Annotated in this window: 8 protein-coding genes; 2 read left to right on the top strand and 6 right to left on the bottom strand. The window is 44.4% G+C overall.

Features of this window, described 5'->3' with window-relative positions:
• The 5 genes from SPB21_RS32295 to SPB21_RS32275 all read right to left on the bottom strand — a co-directional run bounded on the left by SPB21_RS32295 (position 1) and on the right by SPB21_RS32275 (position 4,681).
• Positions 1-861, bottom strand: coding sequence for a DUF928 domain-containing protein (locus tag SPB21_RS32295; protein ID WP_499869133.1), 861 nt, complete (start codon positions 859-861; stop codon positions 1-3).
• A gap of 26 nt (positions 862-887) precedes the next feature.
• Complete coding sequence (locus SPB21_RS32290) at positions 888-1,121, bottom strand: hypothetical protein (RefSeq protein ID WP_163671332.1); 234 nt, start codon at positions 1,119-1,121, stop codon at positions 888-890.
• A gap of 128 nt (positions 1,122-1,249) precedes the next feature.
• Positions 1,250-3,124, bottom strand: coding sequence for a sensor histidine kinase (locus tag SPB21_RS32285; protein ID WP_163671333.1), 1,875 nt, complete (start codon positions 3,122-3,124; stop codon positions 1,250-1,252).
• Positions 3,125-3,136: 12 nt separating this feature from the next.
• Complete coding sequence (locus tag SPB21_RS32280) at positions 3,137-3,796, bottom strand: response regulator transcription factor (RefSeq protein ID WP_163671334.1); 660 nt, start codon at positions 3,794-3,796, stop codon at positions 3,137-3,139.
• 195 nt (positions 3,797-3,991) lie between these two features.
• The gene (locus SPB21_RS32275) at positions 3,992-4,681 is read right to left on the bottom strand and encodes a hypothetical protein (protein ID WP_499869131.1); all 690 of its coding nucleotides are present in this window, start codon (positions 4,679-4,681) and stop codon (positions 3,992-3,994) included.
• Between the two features lie 303 nt (positions 4,682-4,984).
• Between SPB21_RS32275 and SPB21_RS32270 the strand changes: the two genes are divergently transcribed.
• On the top strand, positions 4,985-8,956 hold the full coding sequence (locus SPB21_RS32270; RefSeq protein WP_499869129.1) for a two-partner secretion domain-containing protein: 3,972 nt from the start codon (positions 4,985-4,987) through the stop codon (positions 8,954-8,956).
• A gap of 34 nt (positions 8,957-8,990) precedes the next feature.
• Entirely contained in the window at positions 8,991-11,936 is a 2,946-nt protein-coding gene (locus SPB21_RS32265) for a two-partner secretion domain-containing protein (RefSeq protein WP_499869128.1), read from the top strand.
• Between the two features lie 70 nt (positions 11,937-12,006).
• Here SPB21_RS32265 and SPB21_RS32260 read toward each other — a convergent pair whose 3' ends face one another.
• The gene (locus SPB21_RS32260) at positions 12,007-14,244 is read right to left on the bottom strand and encodes a S8 family serine peptidase (protein WP_499869126.1); all 2,238 of its coding nucleotides are present in this window, start codon (positions 14,242-14,244) and stop codon (positions 12,007-12,009) included.
• Positions 14,245-14,314 lie beyond the last annotated feature (70 nt).

The raw sequence follows: 14,314 nt of genomic DNA, 5'->3' as shown, positions 1-14,314 counted from the left end.
TTAAGGCGCAGTCGCTGCGACGATTTCTAAAATGTCTTGACGGATCTGATCTGACTCTGGTGGCAGGGACATGGCTAAGTCGGTGAGCAGACCGCTGCGGGTTTCTTGTTCGCCTAAGCTTGTTGCTTGGGCAACCTGTGCGATCGCATCGTACCAAACCCCAGCCTGTCCATAGGCTACGGCTCTTTCAGTCGCTGTAGTAGCGGTTGCCAATGCCTGAGAGAGATCAACAGTATCAGGGACCACCTCAAACGACAGCTCCTGTAGCATCGCTTGGGCTGGATACTCAGGATTACACTCAATAATCACCTGCCAACGATATTCCACACCCGTTGATAACGTAGCTACCGAGGGAGGTAGCTGATGGGTCATAAACCCAGCACTATAGGTGAGGCTGCTCTCATAGATGGGAATGGGAATATCGTTCTCATCTGGGGCCAACAGGCGAAAAATAATTGGAAACGTTGCGTCGATTTCAGGTAGATGCCAGACAAATACAGGAGACTCAGATGTAGTACGACCCAAAATTGTATCGGGAGTATTGGGTCCAAAGATGGTAAATGCTGTGGCCGTGGGACCTAAGCAGCCGCCACGACGAGTGCCTGTAGACGTGCGGGGAGCCGATGTGGGCGTTGGATCCGTAGGGGGACGAAAATACGTGCCAGTGGAGGTAATAATGGAATCCCTGTCGATGTCAGCATCATCAGGCGGTGTGAATTCAGCTTGAGCGTGATGATAAGTATCGGTTTCTACGGTGTTAAATTGCGGAGCCCCATCGCTTACAGGTGATAAATACCAACTACTAAGGATAAAAAACGACGTAAACCTTAGCAATGCAGAACGATATTGGGGCGCAATCATAGTCGTAGATGAACTGACCTAAGCAACTAAACGATTTCAACTCTGGGCACACAGTGCTGACGTTGAAGATGTTTGCAGTATTTCCAGAGACGGATACTCCAATACACCAGGGTAATGATTAGCAAAGCTGTACTTAACCACTCTAACCAAACCCACTGCCAACCTAAACGAGTCAGTGTAAAAATTGCAATGTCATCCACAAAGTTTAACAGGAGTAAAAATCCTTTTTGAATTAGATCACTTAAACTGTCGATTTGCATGGCCTTAACTTCCTTACGTCGTTGACTTTACTGTACGGAAGCTGCTGACCAGACACATGCAAGAAACCAGACAAATTCGTTGCCAAGTTTGTCTAACTTCGTGGCAGAAATATGCAACTATCGGCTACTTAAGGCAACCATCGTTGCCAAAGAGGCCGATAAATAGGCCAGCGCAGCTCACAGCAAACACCCTTAGGTTTGTGGTGGGTGCGGTTGAATGTGCCATTGAGACTACGGGCTAAGGTTTCTGCTTGTTTAGTGCCATACCCTCCTAACGTCTTGGGTGCAGACGGTTTAAGGCCGCTCCCATTATCGAGGACGCGAATAACATTGTTGCCATCCTTTTGACGACAGTCGATGGTGAGTCGGGTTGTACCGTGAGCGTATTTCTGAATGTTGATCAAGGCTTCTTCTAAAAAGCGTCCCAAATTTCGTTTTTGATCAATACTCAACTGCTGATCGTCCAGGGGTTCAAAGGCAACAATTTTCAGTATGGGTTCAAAAAACTCTCGATGGCGCTCTAGGGTGATTTGGTATGCTTCGCGCAGTAGCTCGTCTAAGGGCATTTGCAAATCAATGGATTGTTGCCCGGTTAATACCAGCTGGCCTGTGGGCAACAATATTTCCTGACGCATGGTGTCATAGATGTCGCGCAGTTCCCGATTCAGGGTGTGTAGCTCAGGGCGTAGGGTATCTGGGGCTGGCTGGCTTTCTGGCCAGGTGCTGATCATTTTGGCCAGGGTTTGCAGGGGGCCATTGTGAATGGTGTTGTAGGTTTGGTTAATCAGCTTTTGACGATCGTTGAGTTGCGATCGCAACTGAGCCTGGGCTTGATAAAACGGGTACAGTACAGCCGCATTCAATAAAAATGCAGCCACGACGGGGACAACGGGCAGCCACCAGCTCGTCAGCAGCAGCCCGTAGCTGACGAGTAAAATAACGCCGCTGATGACGATAATCACCAGAAAATGCACGGCTGGTTTCCGTTCCCATTGGGCCAGAATCATACCGCCTAAGCCACTGCCCAAAATTAAAAGATATTCAATCCCATCTGGCATCCCACGCAAAAAAGGTCGACCGTCGATGACGGCACTCAAAATTTGGCTAACTGCATGGGCCTGAGCATCCATACCAGGCACCAGGCTGGGAGTAACCCCCGCAATGGCCGCTGAGCTGACAAAGTCCTTAACACTTTCTGCCGTGTAGCCAATGAGCACCAGGCGATCCTGTATTAGCGTTGCTTCTACCTGACCCGCCATCAGGGCTTTATAGGTGATTTTTTCAAACGGTTGAGTCCCCGCTCGAAAATTGATTAAGGTTTGATTCCCGCCTCGATCGGCACGAATATAGCCCCCTGTGTTGCTCTGAAAGCGAGGAATTTCTGTTGATCCAAATCGCATGGTTTCAGGATCGCGCATGCCATTCTCGACGCTGAGGCCATCGTTAGCCAAATAGGAGGACACCAACTGAATGGTGAATGAAAATTGATAGTTTCCCGCTTTGTCGGCTGCCCCTAAAAGGCTCCGTCTTAAGAAACCATCTTGATCGACGAGGGCATCGGCAAACCCTACCTGACTGTCGGGTAACGATGGGGGCGGTGGGACGGTGGCCCGGGGATCGATTTTGTGAATGCCAACAATATTGTCGGAAGATTGTAGCGTTTGGGCCAAAGCTGTATAGCCATCACCCACCGGCTGATCCCGGAAAATATCCAGACCCACTACGCGAGGGCTATAGGATTGCACAGTCTCAAGAAATTCTGATAGGGCTTGATCCGAGATGGGATAATCAAGGGCTGTTTGAATGTCTTCTTCGGTAATCGCAAGTAAGGTAATGCGCGGGTCAGGGGCTTCAGCAGGCCGCCATTTTAGACTGAGGTCTAAGGTTTTCCACTCTAGGGGCTGCAGCAAACCCAGTAGTCTTGTCAAAACAATGAACCCAGTGATAGATAACCCTGGCAAAAGCCTGAGTTGCCAACTAGGAGAAGACCAGGAGACTTTCATCGGTAACTACACTCAGTCCAACAGACCCATCTGACGGGCCTTATTGTAGGTTTGGATGCGAATATTGGTGCCTTCATCAGGATAAACGCCAAGGGCATCCTGCACTCTAGTCCAATAGTGACGGACGGTTCTTTCCGCCACATTCATTTGCTTGGCAATAGCTTTGTCAGTTAAGCCGTTGGTAAATGCTAGCTGTAGCACCTGCAACCATTCGGGTTTGACCTCGATACCCAATCGCATTTCGGGGGGGGTGTAGAGGAGTCCATTCAAAGCCCAGTCAATTTTAATGAGCATTTCAGAACTGGATAGACTTTTGTCGGCAATGGTGAAGCCAGCTTGGTGTTTGTCAATCATGGACTTGAGCCGCACCAGGCTTTTTACATGGGCACTTTGTATGACGAAGTGGAGTGTAGGATGATTTTGCAGTAGCGATCGCAATAAATGTAAGCCCGTCTCAGTCTGGGCTTTATCTCCTTCTCGTTCAGGAATTGATAAATCCATCACTACCAAATCAGGCTGAACATCCTGGATCAAAGCTTCAACCCCATCTGCTTGACCCGTAGTTGCAATGTGCGCATCCGGATATTGAGCTTTTAATACACGGCAGGTGCCCTCTAAGACCGAATCGTGATCATCTACCACCACAAATGTCTTTGTAGATGCTTGAGCCATGTTCCAGTGATCTCCTTGGAGTTACCCATCCTTTATATAGACAAGTGGCCTATCAAAATTAGTTAGATTGTAAAATAAAGAATACGATTAACCCCAGTGCTGCTGGCATCCACACGGTAATTACGACTGATTTAAGTCAGATGTCCGTGATATTTAACATCATGGAGTACCCATTTCAGTCACTCAAATTAACGGTTAGTCATCTGCTGGCCATTGCAGTTGCCCTTTGAAACCGAATTTATCAGTGACAACCTCGAAACGACCTGCTGCTAAGGTATGGAAAATTTCCTTAAGATGTTTTATCTCGGGGGTATTTATCAAAGATTTGCCATCCATAGACGGATAGCCGGGGTATTTCAAGGTCAGAGTGTATCGCTTATGGTGATGCTCTAAGCTTATGGAAAGCTGCTGCGTACAATTTTCCATAGGTATCAGTAATTCAATCAATCCCGTAATCACTGAGAGAATAATCTGATTCTTGTTAAAGGATTGTTCCGGCCAGTCTGATAAAACCTCTAGCTTTACGCTCAGACCGGGTTGAGTGCATTGCCAATTTTGTATCATCAGCTGTAGTGCTAAAGGAAAACTGTCAGCAATAAACGGTGGAGATAGCTGATTACTCAGTTTTTCTAAGTCAGCGTAAAACAGTTGAAAGCGTTCTAACCATTGTTCAGCTTGTTCTGCATCGGGCTGGGTTGTTAACGTGGTTTCTAAATAGCGTCGAAAGGCAAACGTTTCTTGTAGTAAGTTATCCCGAATGGATTCTGCCTGTTTATGGAGTCGGGCGATTTGTTGATCGTGCCACCACTGCCAGGCTTGACGTTGACGTAGCCATCGTTGAATGAAGAGATAGAGTGCGGTTGGCCCTACAAGTGCTTTTATCACAAAAACCTCAACTTACTGATGTAACTCTTTGTTGCGATCGTAACGAGCCCACAAACCTATGATGTTCAGCTTGTGCCCAAGCTCAGTGCTGATTTGAGCCAAGCCCCATTGCCTGTTTCTGCCATGGCCGCTGTCTATTTGTGCCTATGACAGCTTTCTCATCCATAAAATCAATGGTCATGACAAAAACAATAGATGTTTGCAACGGGTGCATACAACGTTTTATTGAGTGACATCTGTCCGTAGCATCGGGCATCAAAAAGCCATGGTAGATTTCTGTTACTGCCGGTTACTGACTTGTGTATGTCAAGCCCTCAATTATATTGGTCCTGCCTGCTAGCAGCGGTTGCAGCCCTTTGGAGTGCGCCAATCCAGGCACAGCTCATTCCAGATCAAACCCTAGGGGCAGAAGGTTCTGTTGTCTCAACTGACGTGTTGGTAAAAGGTGGTCTCGCAGACTTAATTGAGGGAGGTGCTGCACGAGGTCCAAATTTATTCCACAGCTTTGATGAGTTTACGGTCGCTAACAATCAGCGAGTTTACTTTGCCACCCCAGCAGAGATTGAATCAATTTTAAGTCGGGTGACTGGCAACAATCGCTCCGACATTTTTGGCACGTTGGGTGTGGATGGCAGAGCTGATTTGTTTTTAATTAACCCCAATGGCATTGTGTTTGGGCCAGATGTCAGTTTAGATGTGACCGGCTCATTTTATGCAACAACAGCGGCGGCGGTTGATGTTGGTGAGGGTGTGTTTAGTGCTGTTATGCCTGGGCAAAGTCAGCTGCTAGCCGTTAGCCCCAGCGTCTTATTTTGGAACCATCTAACTGATAACTCAGGCGATATCACCAACCGTGGTCAGCTAACAGCGGGTGCAGACTTAGTACTGGCAGGCCAGAATTTGGATCTGGCAGCTCAGGTGGCTGGTGTGGGAGATGTCTCGCTGTTAGCCACCGATATCGTTAAAATTCGAGATACGGCAGACAAGCCATTTATTGCCCTGGCAGGCGGAGATTTGTTAGTGCAGGGCAACCAGCAGGTGGATATTGTTGCGTTAACCCACCCAGACAGTCAGTTATTTTCCTATGGCAATATGGTGCTGCGCTCACCAGGACCCGTTAATGGTGACGCCTACTTTTTTAGTGGTGGTAATTTCCGTATTGAGGACTTAGACAATACTCCAGGTAATTTTAGCAGTCCAGTTGACCCCATTATTCGTAGCCTTGGGGATGTTGAGTTTGATAGTTATAGGGGTAGCTCGCTACATATTCTAGCTGGAGGTTCAGTAACGTTTACGAGTGCAACTATCATAGCTCCCGACCCAGGCACTGCAGGTGTCGATTTTTTGCAAGAAACCATTGAGCTGTCTGATGGAACAATTGTTGAGGTGGATGGTAGTGCACAGCCAACCATTGATATCAGAGCAGGCCTTAGACCAGATGCTGTAGGTGTAATCCCTGCTGAGAATCCATCAGGTCAAGGGATCTTCGATTCATTTGTTGATAGTTTACTTTTGCCAATTAATCCTGTCATAACAGCTAATCCATCTAGCGCTGACATTGAGATCGGGAGTATCAATATTAGTAATCAGCCAAATGGAAACATATTGCTGACAAATCGTTATGAACCAAACACGGCACTACCTGGTGGCGATATTCAAGTTATTGGTAATGACCCAACAGGACTAGGTTTTGCCAAGTTAGGTCTTAGAATTATATCTCCAGATAGTGGTTCCATATTTTTAGACTCACGCAACAATATTACCGTCACTGATACAGATATCACCATATTAGGTGCACGTGGTACTGGAGATATTGTGCTAGTAGCGGATGAAAGTGTCATCTTAGAAGACCTTAGTAGCTTTCTCTCATCAGGCATTTTCAACAATATTGACGTTGGGGAGCAAGGAACAGCTGGAGATATTAGAATTACTGCAAGAAATCTATCGGTGCTAAATGGCGCACAGATAAATAGCAGGCTATTGGGTAATGGTGAAGCCAGCGATATCACTCTCAATATTGAGGATACCGTTCTATTAGAAGGACGGTCTGCCAATCCAATTCTTAGACAACCTAGTGGGGTTATTAGCGGTGTTAGTTCAGGGTCTCAAGGACGTGGTGGCGAGATAAGAATTAATGCTGAAAACTTACTTGTACTTAGTGGAGCACAAATTAGTGCCTCAACTGTTGGTACGGGTAATGCGGGTAATATCCACTTAGAGGTTGAGGAAAATGCTCGCTTCGATGGAATTGACTTTCTAACTAGTGTCGATAGTGGCGTTTTTAACGATGTTCAACAGAATAGCCAGGGGCAAGCTGGTGATATTTATATTAAAGCCGGTAATTTTGAACTTCTCAATGGTGCAACGCTGCGCTCTTCTACATTTGGCATAGGAGATGCTGGAAATATCACTCTCAATATCCGTGAAACTGCTCGATTTGATAGTGATGATTCTGTTATAAATTTTAGTGGAATCTTTGCAAATATTCAATCTGATTCCCAGGGCCAGGCTGGCGAAATCCGCATAGAGGCAAATGATTTAGAGGTTCTCGGCGGCACCATATTATCCGCTTCTAACTTTGGCGGTCTTGGTAATGCAGGCAACGTTATTTTCAATATTCGTGACAACGCTCGATTTGATCAAGCAAGTCAAGCTACAAGTGAATATGCATCAAATGCTCCAGGTCGGGGTGGAAATGTGATGCTGAGTGCAACAAATTTAGACGTTCTTAACGGTGCAGTCCTCAGCACAAATACTTTTGGAAATGGTGATGCAGGTGATGTAATTTTAGATGTCCGTGAAACGGTTCGGTTTGACGGTAGAGACCCTGATCCCATAGGTAGAAGTAGTGGAGCTACTAGCATTATTGCTTTTAATAATGCTAGTAATCTTGTTGGGATGGTTAATGGTGGAGATGTACGGATTAATGCGGGTAGCTTAGAAGTTTTGAATGGTGCTGAAATAAGTGCCGATGTAGATGGTATAGGCAATGGAGGAGATGTTGTTTTAGATATTCGTGGTACTGCTCGAATCGCGGGGAGTTCCCCTCTTACTGGTGTTGCTAGCGGCGTATCTAGTGCTATTACAACAGATGGACAAGGGCAGGCTGGTAATGTTGAGCTTAAAGTTACTAACTTAGAATTACTGGATGGAGCTCAAATTAGCAGTGGTACACAAGGCATAGGTGATGCAGGAGATGTTATTTTAGCTGTTCGTGAGACCGCACGAATTGAAGGTTTTGAAAATCGTCGTGGACCTTTTGGAACAGGCATTTTCAGCAGTGTCGATGATACTGGCAGAGGTCAAGGTGGCAATATTCGACTTGATGCTAACAATCTAATTCTGAATGGAGCCCAGATTGTCAGTGGAATTAGAGGAAGAGGAGATGGAGGAGATATCACTTTAAATGTTCGTGATACTCTGCGCTTAGAAAATAATGATCCTGCCACTAATGCACGTAGTGGTATTTTTAGTAGCTCTATTTCTACCGCAGTAGGTAGTAGTGGTGATATACGAGTCATATCTGACAAATTAGAAATTTTTGACAGTTTGATTAGGGCTAGTAGTGAAGGTGATGGAAATGCTGGGAATATATTCATTATCGTACAAGATGATATTCAAGCTCGTAATGGATCGATAACAACAGATTCTGCATTTAATGCAGGAGGGCAAATTCAAATCTCTTCGAGCAATATTTTTCTATTTGAGAACAGTGATATCCAAACGTTTGTTAACTCTGGTGCAGATGATGGGGGAGATATTGAGATTATCGCTGATGCGTTAGTGGCTTTTGATGATAGTGATATTCTTGCCTTTGCCGCTGATGGGAGAGGTGGCGATATCGATCTAAGTCGCACTGCATTCTTTGGTGAAGACTTTCAGTTTGCCCAGCCAGGTACAGATCCAAGTACTTTAGACGGTAATGGTCGAGTAGATATCAATGCAACAGGGGGGATTGCTTCAGGAACTATTTCTCTAGCAGACGTCAGTTTTATTGAAAACAGCATTACCGAACTGCCAGACGAGCTAGTCAATCCTGAAACTCTGGTTGCCGCCAGCTGCATCGCTCGCGGTAGCGATATCGGTAGCAGCGTGGCCTTTACTGGTAATGACAGCCTACCCCAACAACCTGGCAGTGCTCAAATCACCTACAGTCTTAGTACCGTTCAGCCCATAACAGAGACGATAGCTAATAGTACTTCTATTGCTGAACCACAAAGCCTTTATCGTTTGACTGATGGACGTTTAGTTATCAGTCGTGATTGTCATGATTAGCTGATTAGGATGTTGCCTAGCCCTTACAAGAGGTATGAAAATATCATTAAAAACACTACATTTAACTCTCTGGTTTATTGCAAGTGTGAGTCTCTGGCAACAAGCAATTGCTCAGAATAACATTCTACCTGACAATACTCTGCCAATAGAAGAACAATCTCAAGTTTTAGATACTCCTGTTAATACACCCGGCTCGCCCATTGATACGTTACGACTTATTCAGGGTGGTGCCGAGCGAGGGCAGAATTTGTTTCATAGCTTTTCAGCATTTAATATTGCTGATACTGAGGCTGCTTATTTTATCACGCTTAATCCAGATATTGAAAACATTATTTCACGCGTAACAGGGAATGATACGTCAGATATTTTAGGTTTATTGGGAGCTGTAAAACTTGACAGTTCTTTTATGAGGGAAGTAGTAGATTTATATTTCATCAACCCGAACGGAGTGTTTTTTGGACCTGCATCTGAGTTAGATGTTACTGGTGCATTAATAGTGAGTACTGCCACTGACCTACAGTTTTCAGATGAGGGTATCTGGGGAACTACCAACGCAATGGCTCCTTCATCTCTATTGGTCGTTGATCCATCGGCTTTTTTGTTTAATGATCCTGGAATTAATGGCTCCATTACAAATTTTGGTGATTTACAAGCGGTTCCAGGCAATAAGCTTGTTTTTTTAGGGGGTGATATTAACTTTAACGGTGGTAGCTTGGTTGCTCCTGGAGGCGAAGTTGTTATAGGGGGCATAAAATCTCTTGGAACAATTAGATTAAGTGAAGTTAATAATGCGTCTCAGCTAGACTTTTCTGATAATGCGCAACTATCAGATATTAGTCTTATTGGTTCATCCAGAGTTGGTGGAAGCCAATTTTTTATTGAACCAGACGGAGGTAGAATCCTGGTTAGAGGAGATGACATTACTCTCGATGATGCCTCGTATATTTTCTCTTTTATTTTTGGCCAAGCAGATGGTCATGAAATTGATATAAAAGCCTCTGAATTAAACTTGTCTGATTTTTCTTACATTGAAACGACTCTTATATTTAGTTCAGCTACGGGCGGTTCAATCAATATTGATGCTTCAAACCTAACGCTTGATAATTTTTCGGAAATAAGCTCCGAAGTACTTGGAGATGGCAGATCGGGTGATATTAATATTTCATCAGAGACTGTTGCTATTAATGGACAAAGTTCGATCTCAACTTCAACCTTTGATTCAGGGAACTCGGGCAATATCTCAATTACAGCTTCAGATGTTAATTTGCAAGGAACAACTGAAAATGGTCGATTCTCTAGTGGTATATTTTCGCGGGTTAGTTCCAGAGGCACAGGAGACGGAGGTGATATTTCTGTCGAAGCTGATCGTATTACCATCGTAGATGGTGCAAAAATATCAACAGAAGTTCTTGGTGATGGTCAGGGCGGTGACATTTTTGTTAGTGCCGATGAGTCACTACGGGTTTTAGGTAGATCAAGTTTTGGCCTAACACCCAGTGCCATCTCTGCGAGAACGGAAGGATTAACAGTAGAGGCTAATGCTGGCAGCTTAACAATCTTGACACCAAAGCTAGTTGTGACGGATGGCGCTCAATTATCAGCGTCTACTTTTGGCCCAGGTAATGCAGGGGAATTATTGATTGATGCTGAAGAAATTAAGTTGAGTGGTACATCAATTAATGGATTCCCTAGTGGAGTATTTGCCCAAAGTAATAGGAGTACAGGTAATAGCAGCGATATTTTTATTGACTCTCATGTTTTGGAAATACTCAATGGAGCACAAATATCTGCGGCTGCTCTGGAGGATGGAATACCAGGAGACATCATAATTTTTGGTGAAGATATTACCGTAGATGGAACATCTTCATTTGATCTACCAAGTCGTATTCTGACTCAAACTGATGGTAGTCAGGATGCCGGAAATTTAACCATTATCACTGATAAATTGTCCATAACTGATGGCGGTGAGATCTCTGCAGGGACGGGGTCTGATAGTGAAGGTATGGGTGGAACTATTCTGATTGAGGCTGATCAACTTTTAGTATCTGGCCGATCATCTAGTGGATTGCCTAGTAATCTATCAGCAGCTACCCTTGGGCGTGGTCAAGCGGGTGATATTGAAATTTATTCTGATAACGTGATTGTTGCAAATGGTGCGTTTATTAGCTCGCTCTCATTAGATCAAGGTGATGCTGGTAATATTTTTTTAGATTCTAATTCACTAGTATTACTTCTTGATTCATTTATATCTAGTCAAAGTGTTGGGACTGGTGATGCCAGTAATATAACAATTAACCTCTCAGATACTTTATTTATGGTCGATGGTAGTATCAGAGCCAGTTCATCTCAAGCGGCAGGGGGTATTATCAACATTAATGCTGATCGTGTTCGCTTAATTGGTGATAGTGATATTCAGACTAATGTCGATAGTGGTGTGGATGATGCTGGTAGTATCACCATAGAAGCTGATTCTATAGTAGCCTTTGATGACAGCGATATCCTTGCTTTTGCTGCTGATGGTCGTGGTGGTAATATCACCCTTAAAACTAATGTTTTCTTTGGTGAAGACTACCAACCTAATTCACCAGCACCTTTCGATGAGAATGATCGTGTTGATATCAATGCTACCGGCAGCCTAGCATCAGGCAATATCTTACTGCCTGATGTCAGTTTTATTGAAAATAGTCTCAATGAATTGCCTGATGAGCTTGTTAATTCTGAAACGTTAGTCGCTAATAGCTGTATCGTTCGTGGTAATGATACGGCCAGCAGTTTTGTCTTGACTGGCAGTGACGGGTTAGCCAGTAATCCCAGGTCAGATGTAGTGATCCCACTCTCTCTTGATACTGTTAAACCGATTGCTGATAGTGCAGAGTCATTTAATGGGTCCATACTATTAGAAAGCTCTCCTATCTCTGAACCTAGCGGTGTTTATCAACTAGCAGATGGTCGTCTAGTATTGAGTCAAGAATGTCGCTAAACATTTTGATGTTATTTTGAAAAACGGCTAAAACTATCAGGACTTAGACTTGATGATTGGAATATCCCAACTAGACATAAGTAAACTGGTTGGAATTTGCTAAATTCAGCTGAGAAGCACTTACTCCTTGGATAATACCAATTAGATCATTAACAAAACTGATGCCTGCACCACTAATACCATCGACTCGCACATTAGAAATCGAGTAAGATGCAGCGCTGCCCATCAGCTGGATCGTGTCTGCAATATCGCCAGCAAAATCGTAAACATCAAAATCTTGGAGTACCGCATAATCACTGCGACCTCGGTCATTGTAGAAAACACGACCACTCCCATTTTGACGTTCTCCTAAGACAAAGAGATCTCGATCAGTTGTACTGCCGCTAACTAAAGTATCTCGTTCACCAGTACCCTGGGAAAAATGATTAGTTCCATTTAAATAATCATTACCAGTCCCACCATTCACTAAGTCATTTCCATCACCACCTAACAACACATCGTTTCCTCCACTGCCATAGAGGCTATCATTTCCTCGCATGCCCACTAGTTGATTACTCACAGCGTTACCAATGAGATAATCAGCCCCATCACCAGTAAACACATTCTCAATGCTGTTAACATTAACTGCAATGCCATCTATAAACCCATAGCCAACTGCTAAGTTCACAAAGGTACTAGAGTCTATGGCGGCTGAATTAATGGTATCTATTCCCAAGCCTCCATTAATAGCCCGGCTATGCCCCAACCTGCCAGCATAATCAGAATACTCTTCAGTAAAGATAAATGTGTCATTGACTGAAGTCGTTTTGCCATGAAAAGTGATATCAACATCGTTAATGGTTATAGGAGATGACAGTGAACTGTCGGCATCAAATAGTTCTAATCTCCAGGTGCCAGATGTATCTTCTCCACGAAATGCATGGGAATAAAAACTCCAGCGACCTGTGCCAAACCCCCCAGAAGAGAGACCGTTATTTTCACCACTATTCTGGATCAGCACACTAGATGTCCCATCAGGTGAAATTAAACGCATTGATAGATCACCAAGGTCATCCCATCGGGCAAAGCTTACGTCTACTTCGACAAATTCAATATCGATATTAGTGGCAACTGTTTGACTTAATGCAGTACCGCCAGTATTAATCGTGACAGAGGTATCTAAGAAGTCTCGAAATATGGCAATATCATTGGCGCTCGTTTGGGGGGTATTGAACCAGGTCTCAGCGAGACGTACGGCTGCTTTTGCATCGACTAAGCCAAAGCCATAATCATTGGAAAAATGTAAGCCGCCACCATTCCAATTAGTTGCTGCATTAAAGTTCCATGCATATTCTTCATCCCCACGAGTGCCTGTGCCAACGGCAGAGCCAACATGCCGAGCAGAATAGGCTAAAATCTCTTGGACATCTCGCCATCCTAACCATGGATTTGCTTCAAGCATAAGTGCTACGACGCCAGACACCATAGGAGCTGCCGCTGAAGTGCCATTAAAGTTAGGTCTATAATCACCTGGAGTCTCACCGCTTCTGCCAGTTCGATCTGTGGTTACTACTTCTCCAGGAGTGCCAAAAGCAGATACCAACACTGAAGCGCCATGGGTACTATAGTCAGAAATAAATCCATTCTGATCAACGGCTGCAACTGAAATAGTATGGGGATTGGCATTCCATGAGACAGCGTTGGTATCGTAATTGAGAGCCCGTGAGTTACCGGCTGACTTTATTAAAATTGTGCCTAGTCCATTACGTCCTGCTACGACAGCATTGTCTATGGCGGTATTGAGTGCAGCCATAGTGGCAGGGTTGAAGGGCCTATCAAAGAAGTTAAACTCGCCCCTTCCTGTTCCTAGGCTCAGATTGACAATGTCAGCCTCACGATTTCTGCCGGATGTTTGTCGTAGACCAGACGTATTATCAATGGCAAGCGCTAGTTGTCCAATAAACCGATTAGAGATTAACCCATGGGTCTGAAAACCAAACAGAGTTGAATTGTAGGCTATGCCAACACCACCGATACCATTGTTCGCATTAGCTCCAATAATTCCTGCTACTGCAGTTCCATGGTTTTCGCCATCTACGCCAGTTGGGTCTGTATCATTATTATCAAAATCCCAATCCTTATCAATAGAGTAGTTTTCATCTAAATCTGGATGCGATCGCTGCACAGCATCATCAATAACCGCGACATCAACTCCAGCGCCTGTGTAGTCATCCCAGACATCAACTACATTGAGGTCAAGTAATCCGGGGGTTATGTTCTGAAGATGCCACTGAGTTGAGAAGAGAGGATCAGATGGAATTCTAGCCATGATATTTTTTGTTTTGAGAGCAGTAGATAGAATTTTTTTGTCTATCTGTTTATAAGTTCACAATAAATCT

The sequence above is a fragment of the Leptothoe sp. ISB3NOV94-8A genome (assembly GCF_043421595.1).
Lineage (GTDB): Bacteria > Cyanobacteriota > Cyanobacteriia > Phormidesmidales > Phormidesmidaceae > Leptothoe > Leptothoe turfae.
Note: the sequence above shows the minus strand (reverse complement) of the source record. Positions and strands in the feature narration are given on the sequence as shown.

Coding starts and splice junctions, on each gene's coding strand:
- SPB21_RS32295 (WP_499869133.1), bottom strand. CDS start 861: ATGATTGCGCCCCAATATCGTTCTGCATTGCTAAGGTTTACGTCGTTT.
- SPB21_RS32290 (WP_163671332.1), bottom strand. CDS start 1,121: ATGCAAATCGACAGTTTAAGTGATCTAATTCAAAAAGGATTTTTACTC.
- SPB21_RS32285 (WP_163671333.1), bottom strand. CDS start 3,124: ATGAAAGTCTCCTGGTCTTCTCCTAGTTGGCAACTCAGGCTTTTGCCA.
- SPB21_RS32280 (WP_163671334.1), bottom strand. CDS start 3,796: ATGGCTCAAGCATCTACAAAGACATTTGTGGTGGTAGATGATCACGAT.
- SPB21_RS32270 (WP_499869129.1), top strand. CDS start 4,985: ATGTCAAGCCCTCAATTATATTGGTCCTGCCTGCTAGCAGCGGTTGCA.
- SPB21_RS32265 (WP_499869128.1), top strand. CDS start 8,991: ATGAAAATATCATTAAAAACACTACATTTAACTCTCTGGTTTATTGCA.
- SPB21_RS32260 (WP_499869126.1), bottom strand. CDS start 14,244: ATGGCTAGAATTCCATCTGATCCTCTCTTCTCAACTCAGTGGCATCTT.